Consider the following 21,498-nt stretch of genomic DNA (forward strand, 5'->3'; position numbering starts at 1 on the left):
ATCGGAACGTGACAGAAGTCAACGAGTTTTCTCGATTTTATCTAACTTTGCAAGTTCTGCCTTAAAGTCTTCTGGAAGTGGTGCCTCAAATTCCATCCATTCTTTCGTACGTGGATGATGGAAACCGAGCGTCGCCGCATGTAGGGCTTGACCGCCTAATTCAATTGTCCGACGTGGTCCATATTTCGGGTCGCCTGCGAGCGGATGCCCGATATAGCGCATGTGCACACGGATTTGGTGTGTACGACCTGTCTCGAGTTTACACTCGACGAGCGTGAAGTCTTTGTAGCGCTCGAGCAGGCGGAAATGCGTCACCGCTTCTTTCGCGTTCTTGTCCGTCACGGTCATACGCTGACGATCATTCGTATCGCGACCAATCGGTGCCTCGATCGTCCCGAGTTCGTGAACGAGTTCGCCGTGAACGAGCGCAATATATTCACGTTTAATCGTCTTGTCTTTCAATTGACTCGCAAGTGATTCATGAGCCAAGTCATTTTTAGCGACCATAAGGAGACCTGTCGTATCTTTGTCGATTCGATGCACGATTCCAGGGCGCTTGACGCCATTGATGCCTGAAAGGTCATCACAATGTCCGAGAAGTGCATTGACGAGCGTTCCAGACGTGTGCCCGGCAGCAGGGTGAACGACCATCCCACGTGCTTTATTGACGACAATCATATCTTCATCTTCGAATACGATTTCAAGCGGAATCTGTTCAGGTAACACTTCGAGTTCCACCGCTTCCGGGACGTTCACTTCGATTTCATCGCCCACTTGGAGCTTATAGTTTGGTTTAACGGCACTACCATTGACGAGAAGTGCCCCTGTCTTAATCCATTCTTGTACTTGTGAGCGTGACCATTCTCCACGGTCGCTCACCCACTTGTCGATCCTTGCCTTTTCATCGGCGACAAAAGTATAGGATTCCATTACGATTGTCCCCTTTCTTTGTGTAATTTTTCTTCAAATAAAATCCCGATGACCATCAAGATGACACCAAACGTGAGTGCCATATCGGCCACGTTAAAAATCGGGAAGTTATAGCCAAACGGATACGTATCAACAAAATCGACGACTTCACCGCGGAACAGTCGATCGATAAAGTTACCGATCGCACCGGCCAGGAGCAGTCCAACACTGTATCCGAGAAGCTGATACCCGTTCACTTCTTTATGCAGGAAGTAAACAAGACCCGCAACGACGAGAATCGTGATGACGAAGAAGAACGCCATCTGTCCTTCTAACATCCCCCAAGCCGCTCCTTTATTGCGATAAGAGGTCCAGTATAACAAGTTCGGGATGACTTCAATCGATTGACCGATTGTCATCGTCTGAACGACCACCCATTTTGTGAGTTGATCGAGCAGAATCAAGATGACGGCCAATCCGTAATATCGTTTCATATGCGTCTCCTTTCAAGCCGTTAAGAAACCGGAGTGGGGACGCCACTCCGGTTCGTCTTAACCGATTACTGATGCACAGCGTGGGCAAAGCTCAGGATGCTCTTCGTTTTGTCCAAGCTCTGTCGAGTATGTCCAACAACGTGCACAAGCGGCACCATCTGCTTTCTTGACTGTGATTTTCGTCGTCGCATAATCGACGTCTGCCGTCTCAGCCCATTCTACTTGTGATACTTGAAGCAACTGACTGACGTTATCGATTGTTTCCAATAACGCCGCAGTCTCTGCTTTCGGTGCGAGAATCAATTTTGCCTCGAGTGGTTTCCCAATCAATTTCTCGCCACGTGCGATTTCGATCGCTTTGAGGACATCGTCACGGAAGACGAGGAATTTCGACCATTTCTCAAGCAACGCTTGCTCGTCAGCAGTCAATGCATCCACTTCTTCTAGATCCGTCAAGAAGATGCTTGCTTCCGACTTCCCAGGAACCTCTTTCCACGCCTCATCGGCAGTGTGTGGAAGGACTGGAGCCAAGAGCTTCGTCAAAAGGACGACCGCATCGTACATGACCGTCTGAACGGCACGACGGCGGAGATCGTCTTCACGCTCGATATAAAGGATATCTTTTGTAAAGTCGAGATAGAACGATGACAACTCGTTAACGCAGAAGTTATGAACGAGATGATACACCGCCATGAAGTCAAACGTGTCATACGTTTTGACCACTTTTGCTTGGAGTTGTTTCAGTTTCGTTGCCATGAAGCGATCTGCCTCTGGCATGTCGTTGAATGCGACACGCATCGACGGATCAAATCCGTTCAAGTTTCCAAGAAGGAAACGAATCGTGTTACGCATCTTACGGTATACTTCTGACACTTGTTTAAAGTTGTCGTGTGAAGCGCGAACATCAGACTGATAGTCGACCGACGCGACCCAAAGACGAACGATTTCAGCACCATATTGCTTCACGAGGTCGTTTGGCGCAATCGTGTTACCGAGTGATTTCGACATCTTACGTCCATCCCCGTCAAGAACGAAACCGTGGCTCAAGACGTTTCGGTATGGCGCTTTGCCCGTCGTCGCAACAGCTGTTGAGAGTGACGAGTTGAACCAACCGCGGTATTGGTCAGATCCTTCAAGATAAAGGTCAGCCGGGCGACGTAGGTTTTCACGTTCCTCTAATACACCAGCGTGTGAAGAACCTGAATCGAACCAGACGTCCATGATGTCGAGTTCTTTACGGAATTCGCCGTTCGGGCTGTTCGGATGCGTGAATCCTTCAGGAAGTAGGTCTTTTGCTTCACGCTCATACCAGACGTTCGAGCCGTGCTCACGGAATAAGTTTGCGACGTGGTCGATCGTCTCGTTCGTGATGATTTCCGTTCCATCCTCTGCATAGAAGATTGGGATTGGCACGCCCCATGCACGTTGACGACTGATGACCCAATCTCCACGGTCACGGACCATGTTGTAAAGACGTGTCATTCCCCATTCCGGAACCCAATTCACTTCTTCGATTTCACGGAGCATGTCTTCACGGAAATCTTTGATGGAAGCGAACCATTGCGGTGTCGCACGGAAGATGACCGGTTTTTTCGTACGCCAGTCATGCGGGTACGAGTGTTTGATGAACTTCAAGTTGAGCAAGTAGCCGTTCTCTTCAAGTTTCATCCCGATTTGTTTGTTCGCATCTTCATAGAACAATCCTTCGAAACCAGGCGCTTCTGCCGTCATGTAACCACGGTCATCGACCGGGCAAAGGACATCCAAGCCGTAAGCCTGTCCGACACGATAGTCATCTTCCCCGTGCCCTGGTGCTGTATGGACGAGTCCAGTCGCATCCGCTGTGACGTGGTCGCCGAGCATGACGAGTGATGTGCGGTCATACAACGGATGTTGAGCCGTCATATATTCAAAGTCGCGACCGTTCCATGAACCGCTCACAGTGTAATCAGTCCAGCCGAGCGCAGTCGTCACTTCTTCAACGAGCGTCTCTGCGACGATATAGCCTTTTCCTTCGTGTTCGATGCGCGTGTACGTCAATTCATCACTCACTGCGATTCCGAGGTTCGCCGGGATTGTCCAAGGCGTCGTCGTCCAGATGACGAAATGATCGTCAGACGTCAATGTGTCTTTTCCGTCTACGACGCGGAATGCCACGTAGATGGCTGGTGATTTTTTATCGTAATATTCAATTTCCGCTTCTGCGAGTGCAGACTCCGAAGACGGCGACCAGTAGACTGGTTTCTTCCCTTTGTAGATGTATCCTTTTTCAGCCATCGTTCCGAACAAGCGGATTTGTGCCGCCTCATATTCCGGAAGGAGCGTGATATATGGATTTTCAAAGTCTGCAAGAAGACCGAGACGTTTGAACTGTTCACGTTGTGAGTTCACTTGTTCCATCGCATATTCTGCACACTTTTCACGGAATTCAGCGACCGTCATTTCTTTACGGTTGACGCCAGCTTTTTGAAGGGCGTTCTCGATTGGAAGACCGTGCGTATCCCAACCTGGAATCATTGGAGACTGGTATCCGTTCATCCCTTTGAAACGGACGATGATGTCTTTTAAGACTTTGTTCATCGCATGTCCCATGTGGATGTCGCCGTTCGCATATGGAGGACCATCATGTAAGATGTATTGTGGTTTCCCTGCATTTTTTTCTTGCACCTTGTTGTAAAGGTCCATGTCTTCCCATTCTGTTTGCATCGCTGGTTCGCGTTTTGGTAAATTCCCACGCATTGCGAATTCTGTGTTTGGCATTAATAGCGTGTCTTTGTAGTTCATCGAAACTCCTCCATCAACATTTTTTAGAAAACAAAAAAAACCAACCCATCCCTGATAGGGACGAGTTGGTTGACTCGCGGTACCACCCTACTAGTCTCACGTTCGTGAGACCGCTCTCGGTAACCGATAACGAGGTCAGGCGGTCACGCTTACTATAGTTCAGCGTGACGACTCATAGGGGATACCGATTCAAGTCTTTCTCTTAGGCTCTCACCGTCCCTAAGTCGCTTCGTAGGTATGACTCGATCGACGCGTCCTACTCAACGTGTTGATCATTTATCCATGTTGTTCTTCATTCTGTGTGACTTCGTGGTCATTATACGCAAGTTCTGATCTATCGTCAAGAACCGTCTGCACAGGCGGCTCCCCGACAATCGTCTCCCACTCGGTGCTGTTTAAGAGCTCCATTTGGGCGTCGACGAGGACACGGAAACGTGTTCGATACAACTCGACTTTTTTGAGCATTTGAACGACTTCACGTTCTGCAAGTTGCTCTTTACGTGCCGCTTCTTCTTCACGAGCGTACGCTTCACGCTCCGCTTGTTTCAAGATGAGGCTCGCTTCTTTTTGCGCGTTGTTCTTCACTTCTTCCGCTGCTTCCTGCGCGACGATGATTGACTTGTTCAATGTATCTTCCATCGAGGAGAAGTAGTCAATGCGAGCTTGCATATCGTTGACAAGTTCTTCATACCGTCGATTCTCACGAATCAATAGTTCAAACTCTTTAATGATTTGATCTAAAAATTCATTGACCTCATCGATGTCGTACCCACGAAAACGGGAAGAGAATTCTTTATTATGAATATCAATCGGTGTCAACGCCATTCGACTTTCCTCCTAAAATTTAACGTATGGTCCCATACTGGATTTTAATCTTTTCACGTTTGGTCGAACCAAGGATCTCCATCATCTTAATACGACCGTATCCACGGACGGATAAAAGATCATCTGGTTCAAGCAAGAAGCTCGGATCTTCAATGACTTTATGATTCACTTTACAGTCACCGTGTTTCACGAGCGCCTGAGCTTTCTGACGAGATATGTTGAGTACCTCGCTCACAACCGTATCAAATCGCAACGAAGAGACGATGCCGAACCCTTCGACCCACTCTGTTTTCGGAACGACGAGTATGTCATCCTTCGCAACAGAAGAAATGCGAACTCTTGCTTTTCCGACACGTTCCAAGTTCATTTCGATGAACCCGACCGCTTCGCGGGTCGTAGCAAACTGGACGATTTCCTCTTCCAGGACGACGTCCCCAAACTTTTGACGCTTTAATCCAGCATTCAGTAAAGTTCCAGTCACTTGTCGATGTGTCAGGTCAACAAATTTTGTCGGATATTCAATACGACGAATCTCAATTTCAAAATCATCGGTATTCAGCTCATAATACTCTGGCGCCAAAATCAGCCGACGTCGTTCAGCTCCTTCAAACCCGCCATCGTCGTGAATGACGAGCTGTTTACCGACAAGCTGTTTGACGATTTGCTGTTCGCGAGGGTCTAAAAAGTCCGTCAACTTCAATACATAGCTGTTCTCGACTTGTTGTACCCAATCCAACACTTGTTCAACGAACGCCCGTTCACTTGGTCGGTAGTGATCATAAACGCTCATACATCACCCGAAAATGGCAGCGATACCGGCTTGTGCCATCCGAAGCACGAACAATGCGACGATTGGAGAGATATCGAGCATGCCACCGATTGGTGGGATAATCCGTCGGAACGGTGCTAAAAATGGTTCACATAAAAACGATAAAATTTGTCCGAACATGGATTCACGTGCGTTCGGGAACCATGATAATAAGATATAGCCAATCAGGACCCAACTATAAATACCAAGCAAAGTACTTAACGTATTGCCTAAGGCAGGGATTACGTTTTCCATTCAGTTACCACCCTTTACTGTGAAGTTCATCCTCCGAAATCAAGTTTGAGATTGAACCAGTCAATTCGACATTGTTCGGAGTACACAGAATCGTGTTATGTCCAATCGAAGTCATCGATCCTTCTAGCGCATATACGACACCAGAAAGGAAGTTGACGACTTGACGTGATTGCTCTTTTGACATGCGCTGAAGATTGACGATGACAGCACGGTTTTCTTTCAATTGATCGCTGATATCTTGCGCTTCAGCGAATACACGTGGTTCAGCCAATACGACTTTCGAGCGTTCTTTCTTCTTCGTATTCAATGCCACGAGATTGTTTGCTGATTTTGGGCGATCCTCTTGTCTCACGACCGTTGTTTCAGTTGAAGAAGTTGCTGATGTGTTTGCGACGGCAAACTCTTCTTCTTCGTATGTGCTGTTCGGATCTTCCTCGAGTCCAAAGAAATCTTTCATTTTGTTTTTGATTGACATAACGGATTCCTCCTTAAGATATATTATTGCACAAGTACGGTACCAATACGAACAAACGATGCGCCTTCTTCAATCGCGATTGGATAATCGTTTGACATCCCCATCGATAGCTCCGTGCAAGGGGCGTGTTCAAACCCTTTTGCGGTCACTTCATCACGTAATCGACGTAAACGACCGAACGTCTCACGAAGGACTGACTCTTCTTCCGTGAACGGTGCCATCGTCATCAACCCGATGATTCGAATATGAGGATACTGTTTACAGTTCTCGATGAAAGGCATAACTTCCTCTATTTCAAGACCATGTTTTGAATCTTCTCCTGACGTATTCACTTGAACGAAGCAATCAATCGTCTCGCTCGCTCGTTTATCGATCTCTGCAGCGAGTGATAAACGATCCAATGAGTGAATAGCTGCCACGTAATCGATGATTTGTCTCACTTTACGTGTCTGTAACGTGCCGATGAAGTGAAACTTTGCATCTTCTGGCATGCCGTTCACTTTCTCAAGTAAGGAATCTGGACGATTTTCACCGAAGTCACGAATTCCTTCTGCGTAGAGAGCATTGGCCACATCTACGCCTACCGACTTCGTGACGGCAATCAAAGTAGGCTCCACATCTTGAACGTGAGCTGCCATGATGGATTGAACTTGTTTTACGTTATCTGAAATACTCACAATTTACGCTCCTTGACGATGACTGCCGCAAATCGACGTTTCGTTTCTCCGTCTCGATACGAGAAAAACGGGGTGCTTGCGCCAGTCGATAAATTCGATTGCATGACGGACGTGTCATGTTCGTTTGCCAACACTTCATTGACGGCTTGGAGTGACAACAAGGCGTGGTCGCCCGACTCCTGTCGAACGGCTTTTTGATAGGCAGTCGGCGAAACGGATTGAACCGCATCTAGCACTCGACGATCGACCTCATATTCATTCCCAGCAATCGCTGGACCGACGAGCATGTCCACTTCTGTCGCATCGATGCCTTGTTCTTCAAACGCTTGGATCATGGACGTGACGATATTACCGACGGTCCCTTTCCAACCCGCATGAGCGACACCGATGACTCCATGGTCTTTCGCACAGAAAAAGAGAGGTACGCAATCTGCAAAGACGAGAGCGAGCGGCAATGCTTCTTCTTTTGTGATCAGTCCGTCTGTTTGCGAAATCGCCTCGTCATATCGAAACGCACCTTTGCCCTTGTCCGCTGAATCCACGCTTTGGACCGTTGTCCCGTGCACTTGGTCGGCCCAAACGGAGTCTTCTAGCGAAAGATTCGCCTGTTGAAAGAACCATTGACGATTTTGAATGACTCCCTCAATATCATCGCCGACATGAAGACCGACGTTTCCGGCATTGTGTCCGTTCGTCCGTGTCGTCACGTAAGCATGATAGCGATTCGTTTCGGTTTCCCATGTATGTAACAGTTGCATCGGTTTCTCCTTTTTTAGAAAAAGGGATGCCGAGTCACGGCACCCCCTTGTTGTTTAGTTACGGCGTTGTCTCACGAACGCAGGGATGTTGATCGTCTCGTCTGGGACGTCTCCTCCATACACTGGGCGATGGAAGTTCCCTTCGTCTTGTTGAGCCGCTTCATTTGCTTTTGGTTGGGGTTCCTTGTTCTCAACCTCTGGCTGTTTTTTCGGCTGCTGAAGGAATGGGTTTGTCCCTTGCGCTTCCTCAGCAAATTCAGTTGCAATCACGGTGACGATGATTTCATCGTTCAAGTTTTCGTTGATGACCGAACCGAAGATCAAGTTTACTTCTTCATCTGCGGCACTTTGAACGATTTGAGCTGCTTCTGTCACTTCATACAAGCTAAGGCTGAGCCCACCTGTAATGTTCATCAAGACACCTTTCGCTCCTTCGATTGAAGATTCGAGAAGTGGTGAAGAGATTGCTTTCTTCGCTGCTTCAACGGCACGGTTTTCACCTGTAGCAACACCTACACCCATGAGTGCAGATCCTTTTTCTGTCATGATCGTCTTCACGTCAGCGAAGTCAAGGTTGATGAGACCAGGGATGGCGATCAAGTCAGTGATCCCTTGTACACCTTGACGAAGGACGTTGTCCGCTTCACGGAAGGCTTCGATCATCGGTGTGTTGCGTTCCACGATTTCAAGAAGCTTATCGTTTGGAATGACGATGAGTGTATCTACTTTTTCTTTAAACGCTTGAATCCCATGTTGCGCGTGTTGCATGCGCTTCCGGCCTTCAAACATGAATGGTTTTGTGACGACACCGACTGTGAGCGCGCCGATTTCTTTTGAAATCTCAGCGATGACCGGTGCAGCACCAGTTCCTGTCCCGCCGCCCATACCAGCTGTGACGAAAACCATATCCGCTCCATCAAGCGCTTCAATCAATTGTTCGCGGCTTTCTTCTGCCGCTTTTTTACCGATATCCGGATTCGCACCAGCACCGAGACCACGTGTCAATTTGGCACCAAGTTGAAGTTTCACATCGGCTTTCGACATATTCAAGGCTTGAGCATCCGTGTTGACAGCGATGAACTCAACTCCTTGTACCCCATGTTCAATCATACGGTTAACGGCGTTTGAACCGCCGCCTCCGACTCCAATTACTTTAATTTTTGCTACGGCGTCAATCGCCTCATCAAAGTACATCATTCAGGTATCCCCCTACTTATTTTCCAAGTTGTATTACAACGTCAGCTTAAACGCCAAATAATTTTTCCATCAAACGACTAAAACCTTTTTTCGACTCTTGATCGGTCTCGTATTCGTTCTCTCCAACATGAGTATCGGTCGGTTCCTGCTTATTGTGAAGCGTTTCGTAGCGAACTTCCGGTTTTTCGAGTTGAGATTTTGAAACGTGATGATCACTCATTAAGACATATTTCAAAACACCGACTGCTGTCGCGTATTTTGGATGTCTGACGCCAATCGACGACGGTTGATACAATCTCGTCTTTTGACCCATGACACGAGTCGCTAACTCTTGAATACCTGGTAGAGCAGCAGCTCCACCGCAAAGTAAGTATCCGCCATTCAGCATCGGAACACCTACTTTTTGAACCTTATTCAACATAAGGGTAAACATTTCCTCTATTCTCGCCTCTAAAACATAGCTAATTTCTGACTGTGGTTCGAACGCCACTTCCCCATTGATGTTCGTGTAGGAGAAACCTTCTGTTCCATCAGCCATTTCTTCGAGTGCGAGACCGTATTCTTCTTTCGCCACTTTGGCGTCTTGATATTTGCAATTTAGCTTATAGACCAAGTCTCTTGTCATATGGTCTCCACCGACTGGAAGGATATACGAGTAAACGAGATCTCCGCGATAAAATACCGAGACCGTCGTCTTTTCGTGCCCGACATCGACAAGACCAATGCCGAGGTCGATTTCATCTACAGAAGCTGCACTCATGCCGAGCGCGAGGTTCCCTAAAATAAATCCTTCGAGGTGTAATCCGGCACGTTCAATCGAACGACGAATACTATGTAAAATTGTCTTCGATCCAGTAACCATTTTCCCATGCATTTCTAGTCGATAACCAAGCATTCCACGAGGATCGACGACACCCGTTTGTTGATCCACCGTGAATGATGATGGGATTACATCGATGACACTCATCTCATCCGGTAATCGCATCACTTGTGCTGAATTGATGACTTCCATCACGTCTGCATCTGTAATTTCCTGATCTTCCCGCTTCACGGATGCGATTCCATGACATGGGGCAATTTGGATATGTTCCCCTTCGATGGCAACGTATACAGATCGAATTTGATCACCTAACGATGTCTCCGCGTGTTCAACGGCCTGTTTGATCGCTTGGACTGTTTTATCGATGTCTACGACAGCACCACGTTTCACCCCTGCAGACGGTGCACACCCTTCTGCCAAAATATTAAGCGTTCCGCCGAGCAATTCACCGACGACGAGCTTAATCTCTGACGTTCCAATATCTAATGCGGCCACATAACCATTCGCTTCCAAAAGGGAAACACCTCCGCTCTATAATTTTCCTTTGCAAATTACATGACAAATATGACAGATATCCAAAAAAATTGTTGGTTTCGACAAGATATCTCACGTCTAAGTTTACAACAAATAAGATAGTGAGAAAAGGTAGAATCCTACAATTTAAGCGGTTTCGCGTTATCAATTCGTTTACAAACGACAAAAAAACAGCCCTTATGTGTCTAAGGACTGTAATATAACTGATTATTCATTCGTTTTCTTGTATGGAACAAAGTAAAAACCACCATCCATGACGACTGTTCCTTGCTGACCTTTCGGAATGTTTTCATAGATTTCTCCATATTTCGAAACGGTCTCGCTTAATTTCAGTGTCGGGGTGAGAAGCGTATTTCCGTCATTCATAAAAATCTCGTAACGTGTCGGCTCTCCCTTTTGTTTAGACAGGATGACTTCCGACATACGCGCTCGCGTCGCGTCATCGACTTGTTCCAACTCACTGGCAATCTTTTCGAGTTCTTTTTCCGAATTGAACTCTCTAAGCAGTGGACCATCTTTTAACTTCTGAGGGTCGGTAATGGTGCCTGTCGGATGAAGTGAGCCGTCTGCTAAAACGACGACATCTCCCGTCTCCGCACGAGCATAGGCAATCATCTTCTCTTCTGTCACGTTTACGTGAACCACGTTATACCAAGATCGGTCAATGTCTACTCGTTTGATACCCGGCAACTTTTCCATTTGGTCACTCATCTTGCTCGGTGATAGACTGACAAATTTTGTCGATGTGTCGAGCTCCATGTCTTGAAACACGTAGGATTCATCAAGCCAGTATAGCCCAGATACGTTCACTTCTTTCACGTTTGACATCGAAGTTTGCATATAGACCACGAGTAGGATGAGAATTCCAAACAAGGAAAGCACGGAGAACATCCGACGGTTCGCTTTTTTCCGTCGCTGCTTTTTCATGTACGGAATACGGTCTTCTAGACTGCGTACCGTTTGTTGGTTTGGTTCCATCGGATTCTACTCCTTTATCGAATGACTTCTTCTACTAAGTCGGCTAATGCATCCGACGCGTCCGGATATCCGAGGGCACGGGATGCGTTCGCCATCTCATTTTGTTTGCCAAGCACTTGGCGAATCGCTTCGACGAGCGTCTCTCCTGACAACGACTCCTCTTTCACGAGTAACGCTGCACCGTTTTCAACAAGGGCAGAAGCGTTCTTCGTCTGATGGTCTGCTGTCACGTAAGGGCTCGGAATCAATACGCTCGGTAAACCGAGGGCGGTCAATTCAGAAATCGTCGAAGCTCCCGCACGCGAGACGACGATTGACGTACAAGCGAGTAAGGCAGGCATATCATAGACGTACGGATGAACGTGTACGTTTTCAGACGATGGGGCTTCTTTCGATACAGATTCGTAATGCACTTTCCCTGTGACGTAGAGCACGTTGATTGGTAAGTCTGAAAGCGCTGGGATGGCCTCAGTGACGGCACGGTTGATTGCTTCGGCGCCACGGCTCCCTCCGTAAATCAATACGATTGGTCGTTCATCGAGATTGTACTGTTCTCGTACAGCTGCATCGTCGACTTTCGTCTGTAGCACTTCACTTCCACGCGGATTTCCAATCAAGCGTACGTTTGCCCCAGAGAAATGAACATCTGACCCTTTAAAGGAAAGGGCGACCCGATCCGCCTTTTTCGATAAAAACTTATTCGTTAACCCTGGGATACTGTTTTGTTCATGCAAAATGGTCGGGATACCGAGTTGTTGCGCCGTATAGACGACCGGTCCTGAGACAAATCCGCCCGTTCCGATGACGACATCCGGTTTGAATGCTGCCATATCTTTTTTAAGAGAGCGGACAGCTTTCAAGAACCAATACGCCGTTTTTAAGTTCTCGAGGGAGAGGGACCGTTTCAATCCAGCGATTTGAATCGATTTGAACGGGACACCTGCTCGAGGAACGAGATCGGCTTCTAACCCATTCTCCGTTCCTACGTATTGTACCTGTAAATTCGGGTGACGTTTTTGTAACGTCTCAATCAATGCGAGGGCCGGATAAATATGACCGCCGGTACCTCCACCAGAAATCATGACTTTCATCGGTTCGCCTCCTCATATGCGCGAACGAGATGGACAAACTGTTCGCCTCGTTCTTCAAACGTCTTAAATTGGTCCCAACTCGCACAAGCAGGAGATAAGAGAATGACATCTCCCGTCTCAGATTGTTCAAACGCGAGTGGAACGGCGTCTGCTAACGTCTCGACCGTGAAAGATGGAATCTGTCGGGATTCCCCAAGCTCTTTAAAACGCTCTTTTGTCTCCCCATACGCGACGACAGCTTTTACGTTTGAGAGAGCTGGCGCGAGCGAAGACAAGTCCGCACCACGTTCGAGTCCTCCACAAAGCCACACGATCGGAGCATCAAATCCTCGTAGCGCCGCCTCCGCCGCAACGTTGTTCGTCGCCTTCGAATCATTGTAGACGGTACGTCCGAGAACATCACCTAAACTTTCAGTTCGATGTGCGACACCGCCAAAGTTTCGTAATACACGCTCGACGTGTGTTTTTGGAAGTGCAAACGGTTCGACCAACAAAAGAGCCGCTAATACGTTCTCGACGTTATGGGCACCACCTAATGCCAATTCATTTACACGAATGATTCGCTCTCCGCGTACCGTGACCCAACCGTCCACAACGGACGCATCTCCTCGCTCAAAGCTGAACGTATTCGGTTCAAGATGAGCCGGGACACGTTTCATCACTTCAGCGTCTGTCACTTTGACGACGATTTGGTCGTCACGTGTCATCTGACGGAACAAGTTTCCTTTTGCATCTGCATACGAGTCGAAGTTGCCGTGATAATCGAGATGGGCTTCTGATAGATTCAGCAACGCTGCCGAACGCGGATGGAAGGACTCGACCCCCATCAACTGAAAGCTAGACAGTTCAATGACAATCAATTCGCCCGCTTTCGCGTTTGTCGCGACCTCGATGGCCGGGAATCCGATGTTTCCCGCGAGATGAACCGGGCGCTCTCCGCCTTTGAGTAACTCATAGACGAGTGTCGTTGTCGTCGTCTTTCCGTTCGAGCCTGTGATTGCGACGAATTCTGCTTCGGTTGCCATGTAGGCGAGCTCGACTTCCGTGTAGATTGGAATCTCACGGGACATCGCTTCTTGAAGCAATGGGATGTGATACGGAATCCCTGGATTTTTCACAATCAACTCTGTCTCATTCAACAAAGCGAGGGGATGTTCATTAAACACCGATTGAATCCCAAGTGACTGAATTTTTTCCTGTTCGTCTTCGGGAGGGATATTCCCCGTATTGATCGTCACATCCGCTCCCGCATGATGCAGATACGTCGCCGCTGCGATCCCGCTCTTGGCGGCGCCGAGGACGAGAACTTTTTTACCGTGCCATTGCTTTTCCATCTGTCTCTCCCTTTTTACATGAGTAGTAATGATAAACCTGCTGTAATTAAACTGATTCCACCAAAAGTAAGAACGATTCGCCATTCCGACCAACCGACCATTTCGAAGTGGTGATGAATCGGGCTCATTTTGAAGATGCGCTTCCCTGTCGTTTTAAATGAAAGAACTTGCAAGATGACGCTCAATGTCTCGATGACAAAAATGATCCCGACGAATACGAGAAGTAACTCAAGTTTCAACATGAGCGCTAGTCCTGCAACGGCTCCACCTAATGCGAGCGAACCTGTATCGCCCATAAAAATCTTCGCCGGATATTTATTGAAAACGAGGAACCCGATCAATGCGCCGACGACGGCGAATGCGAACCAGGCAATCCCAAGCTCATCTTGTGCGAGCGCATAAATCCCAAAGAATGTGAACGTTGGAATCGCCGAGAACGAGACGAGACCGTCAAGGCCGTCCGTCAAGTTGACGGCATTTGAGAAGCCGACAAGCCAGAAGATGACGATGGCGATATAGAACCAACCTGTCTCAAATGAAATCGATGTGAATGGAATCGAAATCGACGTATCAAGCTCTCCACCGAGTGATAGGAACCAGGCGAACAGAACGGATACGACAATTTGACCAATCAACTTCTGAAGTGACGTCAACCCGAGGTTTCGTTTATTCACGACTTTAATATAGTCATCTAAAAATCCGATTACCCCGAACGCCATCGTCACGAATAGAAGTGTCCCGAATCCGGCGACCGCTTCCCCGAAGATGACAGACACGATGAAGCCGACTAAGATGGCGAGCAAGATGACGATTCCGCCCATCGTCGGCGTTCCCGATTTCTTCTGGTGCCAGCCTGGACCTTCATCACGAATCTCTTGTCCAAATTTTAACTGACGCAATGCCGGAATAGCTCGCGGCATGACGATTAATACACTTAATAATGCACTGATTAAGACAATTAAACTAATTAACATGTTGCTACCTCACTACTCTATTTATTGAACGAGACGCTCAAGCGCCAGTCCTCGAGATGCCTTTAACAATACCACAGTATCCGGACGTTGATAACGATGAAGGAGCGCCTTCGCTTCCTCCACGTTCGGGACACATGTGACGTTCACACGCCTGTCTTGAATCCCACCCGCAATCCATTTCGCCTTTTCACCGACGAGAATACAATCCGTCACAGGAGATGTCACGACGTCACCCACTTGTGTGTGCTGGGCTTGTTCATCCGCTCCGAGCTCATACATATCGCCAAGGACGAGCACGCGCTTCGAGAAGCCTTCGAGTGACTTGACCGTTTCGATTGCCGCAATCATCGATGTCGGGCTCGCATTATATGCATCGTTGATGAGATGTGCTTCACCGAACATCTGCTTCTCCATTCGCATGGTCGTCAGTTTGATACGGTCAAGACCACGTTGAATCATCGTATGATCGAGTCCGAACTCGAGACCGCACGCGATGGCATAAGCCGCGTTTCGGATTTGATGGGCACCGAGCACCTTCAGTTCGTACAAGTCACCATTGTATTTAAAGATGGATGCATCGAACGTCGTCTCGATCACTTCGATTTTCCCGTCCGCCGTCTCATCGTATCCAACTCGATAGCCTTGACCGGCAAGAAGTGGTTCGTCCGCATCGACGATTAATCGTCCGTCCGGTTTAAGACCAGCCTTGATTTCAAGCTTCGCTTTCGCGATACCTGTGCGTCCGCCGACTTGTTCACCATGTGACTCCCCAATGTTCGTGACAAATGCCACGTCCGGTTTGGCAATTTTCGATAATTGCTCGATTTGACCAAATCCGTTCATGCCCATCTCCAACACGGCCACTTCCGTGTCGCGCGGCATGCGAAGGACGGTGAGCGGTAAACCAACGTCCGAGTTGAAGTTTCCAGCTGTCTTGTGCGTCTTGAATTTTTCTTCAAGTACGACGGCAATCATATCTTTCGTAGACGTTTTTCCGTTTGATCCGGTAATGGCGACAACGAGTGGATTGATTTCCTCTAAATAGCGTGCCGCTGCCGTTTGCAAGGCGTCGATCGTCGATTTGACAGGGATGACGAACACATTGTCCGGTTGAGGGCGACCTTCTTCCCAAAACGTGACGATGGCCCCTTTCTCAATCGCTGCTTCGATGTAGTCATGACCGTCAACACGTGCACCGACGATCGGGACAAATAGTCCTGCCCCATTCTCATCTCTCGAATCTGTGGCGACGCGTTCGACGAGACGATTGTCTTCCACGTCGATCCCAAACCAAGACGCTAATTTTTGAACTGTCAATTGTTCCATACAAACTTCCTCCTCATACATAGGAAAAGAGAGCCGCAGCCCTCTTCATCTCGTGCGTTAATTCGATGGTGTCTCCAATTTCACTTTCAAGGAGGCACCCGTCTTGACAGGTTTCCCTTTGCCAATCGATTGCGATGTGACAAATCCGGTACCATCAATTTCTAAATTTAATTGATAAAGCGTCGCTAAACGTTTTACATCTCGTAACGACCACCCTTTTAATGTTGGCATCGTAAACGAATTACCCGTTTTTAGCAACAGTCGCTCACCGACGACATAAGATTGTCCTTTTACAGGACTTTGAGCCGTCACTTCATCCCCTTCACCTAAGACGATCGGATTGAATGAACTGTCAGTCGCCTCTTTTACGACATCTTCACGGTTTTTACCGATGTACGATGTCGTCGTCTTTGTCGAGGCATCGACTGCTTTTTCTTGTTTTTCAGGTTCGACACTCCGGTAACGTAACGCGACATCCATCACGTCTTTGAAGAGTGGCGCCATGATGCGTGGTCCCGTTGTCGACGAGTCACTGTTCGGACGATCGACTGCGATATACATGACGAGTTCCGGATCGTCTTCCGGTGCCATCCCGACGAATGAGTGAATGTACTGTCCGCTCAAATACTTTCCGTTCTCAGCGATTTGGGCAGTACCCGTCTTCCCGACCACTTGATAGTTATCTAACGCATACAGTTGGCCTGTTCCCACATCGCTATTGACGACACCGTCGAGTGCTTCACGCGTCTTTTTCGCAGTCTCTGCGGTAATCGGTTGACCGACCACTTTCGGGTTCGTCGTCCGAATCGTTTCGCCCGTCTCGCTGTTGACAATCTTCTTAATGACGTGTGGTTGTTTCATCGTGCCGTCCGTTGCAATCGCAGATGTCGCCTGCAAGATTTGCATTGGCGTCACCGCGGTCGATTGTCCCCAAGCTGTGATCAAGACGTTCATCGGACTCTCAAAGTCGAATTGACTATTTACCTCGCCAGGTAAATCAATCCCGGTCCGTTGATCAAACTTGAACGCTTTAAAGTAATCTTCATAGCGACTGAGACCGAGTCGTTCGTTCGCTAAGATCGAGAACGCGACGTTCGACGAGTGCCAGACGCCTTCTACCATAGGAATGGTACCCCATCCGGTAATGTTGTAATCATTAAATACCGTCTTGCCGTATTTGTATGATCCTGACTTGTACAACTCGTTCGGATTATATACGCCCTCGTTAATTGCAGCCGCCAACGTGAAAATTTTCATCGTCGACCCTGGCTCAAAGCGAGACGAGACCGAGAAGTTACTGTATGAGGAAATTTCACGCGTGTTCGGGTCGAAAGATGGACGGTCCGATAAGGCGATGATTTCTCCTGTTTTCGGATCCATAATGATGGCCGTCGCATTTTTCGGTTCATATTCCTCATATAACTCATCCATCTTCGTCTCGAGAAGCTGTTGAATCCGATGATCAATCGTCAGTTGCACATCAGCCCCGTCTTCTGGCTCGATTTTTAATTGTTCATCGCTCGAGACGAGCTCGCGCCCTGCCAAATCTTTTTCGAATCGATACAAACCATACGACTCACTTAAAATATCGTTGAGCGATTTTTCGATTCCGAGTTCACCCACGAGCTCGATCCGACCGTTTTGGTCAATCTTTTGCGCATAGCCGATGACAGAAGATGCGAACACTTTATTCGGGTAGTAACGTTTCGGTTCTTCGACGAACGTAATACCCGGAAGTTCGAACGCTTCGATTTCTTCTTTTTGTTCAACGGTTAAATCACGCCCGGGAACACCGAACTCGATTTGGCCGCGGTCGACATTTTGCTCCAGTCGCTTTAAGATGTCGGCCTCTGTCATCGGAAGCACGGTCGCGAGTTGTTTCGCAGCTTCTTCGAACTCGTTTGGCATGAGCGTCTTCCCTTCGACCCGCTTGCCACCAAGTTTTAATACGGCGACAAGTCGATACGAAGGAATGTTGATGGCAATCGGTTGACCAAAACGGTCATACACTTCGCCTCGTTCGGCTTCTAACGTACTGACTGCCTTCCACCGCTGCTCTTCAGCGAACGCCAACATATTCTCGCCTTTATATGTATGCGTGACAGACAAATAAAGAAACCATCCGACAAAAAATAAAAAGAGTGGGGTGAAGCAGACAATCGCTACCCACGCCACTCTTTTTTTACTCTGTTGTAGAGAATTCATCAATCAATCACCTTGACGTTCTTCTCATTGAATTTCATTCCGAGTTTCTCGGCAATCGCGTAAATTCGTTCTGGCGAGCTTAGTTGGGCGATTTCATACTTTAGTTCTTCGTTTTCTTTTGCAACCCCATTTACCTGCTGGTTGACGGCTGCCGTATCACGCATCATGTTATACGCTTCGTTGTGTTTTGACACCGTGATGCCACCGAACACGACCACTGAACCAATCATCACTGGATACAGGATCGATTCAAACAAGGTCAACGTGCGTCGTTTTGGAGCAGGTATTGGTCGTTCTTGCGGAATCGGATTTCGATTCGGTGTAACTTGAGGCTGCAACGCCTTACGGGCAGCTTCTGGCATCAGGTATCCCTCCTACAAAGTGATTATTTTTGTTTTTCGGCCACTCTCAGTTTTGCCGAGCGTGAACGACGGTTATCTTCGAGTTCTCCTTCACTCGCCACAATCGGTTTGCGTGTGATCAATTTGAGTTCAGGTTCGAACTCTTTCGGAATAACCGGCAATCCTGGTGGTAACGGCGGGTGTTGGCTCCGTTCTTTAAACACTTGTTTACAAATTCGATCTTCTAATGAATGGAACGTAATAACACAGATGCGTCCGTTCACTGCGAGTATATCAATCGCATCTTGAACGGCACGGTCGAATACGTTCAACTCGTCATTGACGGCGATTCGAATCGCTTGGAACGTCCGTTTCGCTGGATGACCGCCTTTGCGTCTTGCTGGTGCAGGAATTGCTTCTTTAATTAAGTCGACAAGCTCAAACGTCGTCTCAATCGGTTTATCGGCACGGGCTTGCTCAATCTTTCGTGCGATTTGTTTTGAAAACTTTTCCTCCCCGTATGTAAAGAAAATACGAGCAAGTTCTCCAAACGACCATTCATTCACAACATGATAAGCTGAAAACTCTCGCGAGCGATCCATTCTCATATCGAGCGGCGCGTCGTAATTGTAACTGAATCCACGTTCTGCCTCATCAAGCTGAGGCGATGAAACGCCTAGGTCGAATAGTACGCCGTCCACTTTCATCACACCATGTTGGGCGAGTTCTTCTTTCAAGTGAACGAAGTTGCTCTTTATAAACGTCACACGGCCTTCATAAGGAGCCAATCGCTCTTTCGCGTGCGCGAGTGCGACGTCATCTTGGTCGAACGCATATAGTTGTCCCGTCGTTAAACGCTTTGCGATTTCTTCACTATGACCCGCTCCACCTAACGTACAGTCCACATATATACCATCTGGTTTGATGTTCAATCCTTCAATGGACTCCATTTTTAAAACCGTTTCATGCTCAAACATTCAAAAAACCCTCTCAACCTACATATTTCAACTGTTTTATTACACTTACTTTATCATAAAAATGTCAAGGTCCGTACAGGTTTTTAGTGAAAAGAGGAAACAAAAAGGTAACAACAAAAAAAAGCTCCTGACAAATGTCAAGAGCTGTTCAAAAAAAGGTTATACCTTGAACAAACATCGCTCCGCTTCCGATTGCTCATAAGCGTGCTTCATCCGCTCAAAAATATCCAAACCATGGCGATTCAACATCGGGACCATCGATAAAATACGCTCTTGAGGCGCATTCATTGGGAACAGTCGAGTCGAAAGATGAATGCGGCGTGCGTTCAATCGATATTGATCACGTTTTGCCTCGCCACGCATCTCATCTGCCAACCGTTCGAGAACGTGTCTCGACTTCGACTCAAATCGTCTGCCGTGACTGCGGGCTTCCTGGCTGACCGCCTCCGTGAGTGTCCGATACGCATATAACTTCGCTTCGAACGCCTCATCATCAAACGGATGATCAGGCAGTGGGTGTTTCATATATTCCTCAAGTGTGACGCCTTCTTGTCGTAATTTCTTTTCATCGTTACTCGAGACGATTAACCCGCCGAGGCGTGGTAATAGTAGCGGCATTTTCCATCCAATCTCGTGGAATAACGGACGGAGTTGCAGCCAGTAGGCGATTTCTCCAGGACCAGCGACGTAACCAAGCGTCGGAAACAAATAGTCTTGCATAAGCGGTCGAGAGACGACGTTGTTTGAAAAGCGTTCCGGGTGTGCCTCGATTTCATTGAGCAATTCGGTCTCCGTGAATCGATGCCCACGTTTTGTTGTGTATACCGAGTCGATTTTTGTGAGCAGCTCACGCGTCCCGTCATGATAAAAGAGATGTGCCGCCTCTTTATTTAACTCGACAGATGGCATGCCGTCTTCGAAGGCATGTTCAAGCGCTCGTTGCAATGCGTCATGCTGTTCGATCAGTCGACGGAACATCGGACGTTCAAGTGCGCGGACGTCACTCGCGTGCGGGTCAAACAACAAAAAGTCGTTCCCTACGAAACGGCGCATCATTCCTCCAAAGAACTGCGCGAACGAATGACTTTCTTGAATGAGTTCAATCAGCTCCTGATACAGACGTAATGTATGGGGCGTCTCCGTCTCGTTCAACAACATCCGCTGCGCCATTTGTACCAGTTCAAGTTTCACTCGATCGAACTCGAGTTCCCCTACAGATGCTTTCCCTGCTAACGGAAGCGTGGATAATGCATCTTTTTTTAACGTTCTCGAAAACGTCTGGGTCGTGAAGACATGATTGATTTCCGCGAAGTCATGATCTTCCGTCGCCATCCAAAAAATCGGAAGGACCGGTTTGCCGAGCTTCGCTTCCGCCTCTTTCGCTCGTTTGATGACCGCTAGCAATTTGTATACAGCGAATAGAGGACCTCCGTACACGCCGACTTGTTGACCGGTCACCATAACGTATGCTTCACGCTGTTCGAGCAAATCGAGATTCGCTGATAGACGTTCCGATAGTTCCCCGAACTGCTGTTGCTGCTGTTTTAAAATGTGGACGAGTTCATGGAGATGGTCGTAAGAACGTCCTGCAATCTCCGTTGCGCGCTTCTCGACTTCATCCATACCTTGATAATCGAGCCAGCGCCCGTACCCTTCTGCAATTTGTATCATCGGGGATGTGGGTGCGTATAGGGCATCAAATGCTTCTACCTTCACGTATAACAACTTCCTTTCAA

At 47.9% G+C, this 21,498-nt stretch carries 20 protein-coding genes and 1 other annotated feature; all 20 genes read right to left on the minus strand.

Translation table 11 applies throughout. The features are described 5' to 3' along the window. Positions 1–18: 18 nt before the first annotated feature. Positions 19–930 carry an RluA family pseudouridine synthase gene (locus AC5LIL_RS09125; RefSeq protein ID WP_499823934.1) on the minus strand — a complete coding sequence of 304 codons (912 nt, stop codon included), beginning with the start codon at positions 928–930 and terminating at the stop codon, positions 19–21. After that, positions 930–1,403 (minus strand): signal peptidase II, encoded by a 474-nt coding sequence (gene lspA, locus AC5LIL_RS09130; protein ID WP_214875366.1) that lies wholly within the window; start codon positions 1,401–1,403, stop codon positions 930–932. Before lspA ends, AC5LIL_RS09125 begins: the two co-directional genes overlap by 1 nt. 57 nt (positions 1,404–1,460) lie before the next feature. Further along, positions 1,461–4,187, minus strand: a complete 2,727-nt coding sequence (gene ileS, locus AC5LIL_RS09135; RefSeq protein WP_499823935.1) for an isoleucine--tRNA ligase — start codon at positions 4,185–4,187, stop codon at positions 1,461–1,463. A gap of 53 nt (positions 4,188–4,240) precedes the next feature. Then, positions 4,241–4,460, minus strand: a binding site (T-box leader). Between the two features lie 3 nt (positions 4,461–4,463). Beyond that, the gene (locus tag AC5LIL_RS09140; RefSeq protein WP_074034869.1) at positions 4,464–5,012 is read right to left on the minus strand and encodes a DivIVA domain-containing protein; all 549 of its coding nucleotides are present in this window, start codon (positions 5,010–5,012) and stop codon (positions 4,464–4,466) included. A 19-nt stretch (positions 5,013–5,031) separates the two neighbouring features. Next, complete coding sequence (locus AC5LIL_RS09145; protein ID WP_224860613.1) at positions 5,032–5,802, minus strand: YlmH family RNA-binding protein; 771 nt, start codon at positions 5,800–5,802, stop codon at positions 5,032–5,034. Between the two features lie 3 nt (positions 5,803–5,805). After that, entirely contained in the window at positions 5,806–6,075 is a 270-nt protein-coding gene (locus AC5LIL_RS09150) for a YggT family protein (protein ID WP_074034873.1), read from the minus strand. Positions 6,076–6,079: 4 nt separating this feature from the next. Continuing rightward, positions 6,080–6,550 (minus strand): cell division protein SepF, encoded by a 471-nt coding sequence (locus AC5LIL_RS09155; protein WP_499823937.1) that lies wholly within the window; start codon positions 6,548–6,550, stop codon positions 6,080–6,082. Positions 6,551–6,573: 23 nt separating this feature from the next. Then, entirely contained in the window at positions 6,574–7,227 is a 654-nt protein-coding gene (locus AC5LIL_RS09160; protein WP_499823938.1) for a YggS family pyridoxal phosphate-dependent enzyme, read from the minus strand. Further along, positions 7,224–7,985 (minus strand): peptidoglycan editing factor PgeF, encoded by a 762-nt coding sequence (gene pgeF / locus AC5LIL_RS09165; protein WP_274664030.1) that lies wholly within the window; start codon positions 7,983–7,985, stop codon positions 7,224–7,226. Before pgeF ends, AC5LIL_RS09160 begins: the two co-directional genes overlap by 4 nt. Positions 7,986–8,039: 54 nt before the next feature. Continuing rightward, entirely contained in the window at positions 8,040–9,182 is a 1,143-nt protein-coding gene (gene ftsZ, locus AC5LIL_RS09170; RefSeq protein ID WP_499823939.1) for a cell division protein FtsZ, read from the minus strand. A gap of 46 nt (positions 9,183–9,228) precedes the next feature. After that, positions 9,229–10,515, minus strand: coding sequence for a cell division protein FtsA (gene ftsA / locus AC5LIL_RS09175; RefSeq protein ID WP_214691764.1), 1,287 nt, complete (start codon positions 10,513–10,515; stop codon positions 9,229–9,231). 228 nt (positions 10,516–10,743) lie between these two features. Continuing rightward, positions 10,744–11,514, minus strand: a complete 771-nt coding sequence (locus AC5LIL_RS09180) for a cell division protein FtsQ/DivIB (protein WP_499823940.1) — start codon at positions 11,512–11,514, stop codon at positions 10,744–10,746. A 14-nt stretch (positions 11,515–11,528) separates the two neighbouring features. Beyond that, complete coding sequence (murG, locus tag AC5LIL_RS09185; RefSeq protein ID WP_499823941.1) at positions 11,529–12,605, minus strand: undecaprenyldiphospho-muramoylpentapeptide beta-N-acetylglucosaminyltransferase; 1,077 nt, start codon at positions 12,603–12,605, stop codon at positions 11,529–11,531. Beyond that, positions 12,602–13,939: a UDP-N-acetylmuramoyl-L-alanine--D-glutamate ligase gene (gene murD / locus AC5LIL_RS09190; protein WP_499823942.1), complete on the minus strand. Its 1,338-nt coding sequence runs from the start codon at positions 13,937–13,939 to the stop codon at positions 12,602–12,604. The genes murG and murD overlap by 4 nt, the downstream gene beginning before the upstream one ends. A 14-nt stretch (positions 13,940–13,953) precedes the next feature. Continuing rightward, positions 13,954–14,913 (minus strand): phospho-N-acetylmuramoyl-pentapeptide-transferase, encoded by a 960-nt coding sequence (gene mraY / locus AC5LIL_RS09195; RefSeq protein ID WP_214745601.1) that lies wholly within the window; start codon positions 14,911–14,913, stop codon positions 13,954–13,956. Between the two features lie 21 nt (positions 14,914–14,934). After that, positions 14,935–16,239, minus strand: a complete 1,305-nt coding sequence (locus AC5LIL_RS09200; protein WP_499823943.1) for a UDP-N-acetylmuramoyl-tripeptide--D-alanyl-D-alanine ligase — start codon at positions 16,237–16,239, stop codon at positions 14,935–14,937. A gap of 57 nt (positions 16,240–16,296) precedes the next feature. Then, entirely contained in the window at positions 16,297–18,444 is a 2,148-nt protein-coding gene (locus tag AC5LIL_RS09205) for a penicillin-binding protein (RefSeq protein ID WP_499823944.1), read from the minus strand. After that, a complete protein-coding gene (gene ftsL / locus AC5LIL_RS09210) occupies positions 18,444–18,806 on the minus strand; it encodes a cell division protein FtsL (protein WP_074034895.1) in 363 nt (120 codons plus the stop codon). Before ftsL ends, AC5LIL_RS09205 begins: the two co-directional genes overlap by 1 nt. Positions 18,807–18,829: 23 nt before the next feature. Next, positions 18,830–19,762 carry a 16S rRNA (cytosine(1402)-N(4))-methyltransferase RsmH gene (gene rsmH / locus AC5LIL_RS09215; RefSeq protein WP_499823945.1) on the minus strand — a complete coding sequence of 311 codons (933 nt, stop codon included), beginning with the start codon at positions 19,760–19,762 and terminating at the stop codon, positions 18,830–18,832. A gap of 159 nt (positions 19,763–19,921) precedes the next feature. Then, complete coding sequence (bshC, locus tag AC5LIL_RS09220; protein WP_499823946.1) at positions 19,922–21,478, minus strand: bacillithiol biosynthesis cysteine-adding enzyme BshC; 1,557 nt, start codon at positions 21,476–21,478, stop codon at positions 19,922–19,924. Between the last annotated feature and the right edge of the window lie 20 nt (positions 21,479–21,498).

The organism is Exiguobacterium sp. RM11 (assembly GCF_059821525.1).

Excerpts from the sequence above, each read along its gene's own strand:
- AC5LIL_RS09125 (WP_499823934.1), bottom strand. The coding sequence starts at position 930 with ATGGAATCCTATACTTTTGTCGCCGATGAAAAGGCAAGGATCGACAAG.
- lspA (WP_214875366.1), bottom strand. The coding sequence starts at position 1,403 with ATGAAACGATATTACGGATTGGCCGTCATCTTGATTCTGCTCGATCAA.
- ileS (WP_499823935.1), bottom strand. The coding sequence starts at position 4,187 with ATGAACTACAAAGACACGCTATTAATGCCAAACACAGAATTCGCAATG.
- AC5LIL_RS09140 (WP_074034869.1), bottom strand. The coding sequence starts at position 5,012 with ATGGCGTTGACACCGATTGATATTCATAATAAAGAATTCTCTTCCCGT.
- AC5LIL_RS09145 (WP_224860613.1), bottom strand. The coding sequence starts at position 5,802 with ATGAGCGTTTATGATCACTACCGACCAAGTGAACGGGCGTTCGTTGAA.
- AC5LIL_RS09150 (WP_074034873.1), bottom strand. The coding sequence starts at position 6,075 with ATGGAAAACGTAATCCCTGCCTTAGGCAATACGTTAAGTACTTTGCTT.
- AC5LIL_RS09155 (WP_499823937.1), bottom strand. The coding sequence starts at position 6,550 with ATGTCAATCAAAAACAAAATGAAAGATTTCTTTGGACTCGAGGAAGAT.
- pgeF (WP_274664030.1), bottom strand. The coding sequence starts at position 7,985 with ATGCAACTGTTACATACATGGGAAACCGAAACGAATCGCTATCATGCT.
- ftsZ (WP_499823939.1), bottom strand. The coding sequence starts at position 9,182 with ATGATGTACTTTGATGAGGCGATTGACGCCGTAGCAAAAATTAAAGTA.
- AC5LIL_RS09180 (WP_499823940.1), bottom strand. The coding sequence starts at position 11,514 with ATGGAACCAAACCAACAAACGGTACGCAGTCTAGAAGACCGTATTCCG.
- murG (WP_499823941.1), bottom strand. The coding sequence starts at position 12,605 with ATGAAAGTCATGATTTCTGGTGGAGGTACCGGCGGTCATATTTATCCG.
- murD (WP_499823942.1), bottom strand. The coding sequence starts at position 13,939 with ATGGAAAAGCAATGGCACGGTAAAAAAGTTCTCGTCCTCGGCGCCGCC.
- mraY (WP_214745601.1), bottom strand. The coding sequence starts at position 14,913 with ATGTTAATTAGTTTAATTGTCTTAATCAGTGCATTATTAAGTGTATTA.
- AC5LIL_RS09200 (WP_499823943.1), bottom strand. The coding sequence starts at position 16,239 with ATGGAACAATTGACAGTTCAAAAATTAGCGTCTTGGTTTGGGATCGAC.
- AC5LIL_RS09205 (WP_499823944.1), bottom strand. The coding sequence starts at position 18,444 with ATGAATTCTCTACAACAGAGTAAAAAAAGAGTGGCGTGGGTAGCGATT.
- ftsL (WP_074034895.1), bottom strand. The coding sequence starts at position 18,806 with ATGCCAGAAGCTGCCCGTAAGGCGTTGCAGCCTCAAGTTACACCGAAT.
- rsmH (WP_499823945.1), bottom strand. The coding sequence starts at position 19,762 with ATGTTTGAGCATGAAACGGTTTTAAAAATGGAGTCCATTGAAGGATTG.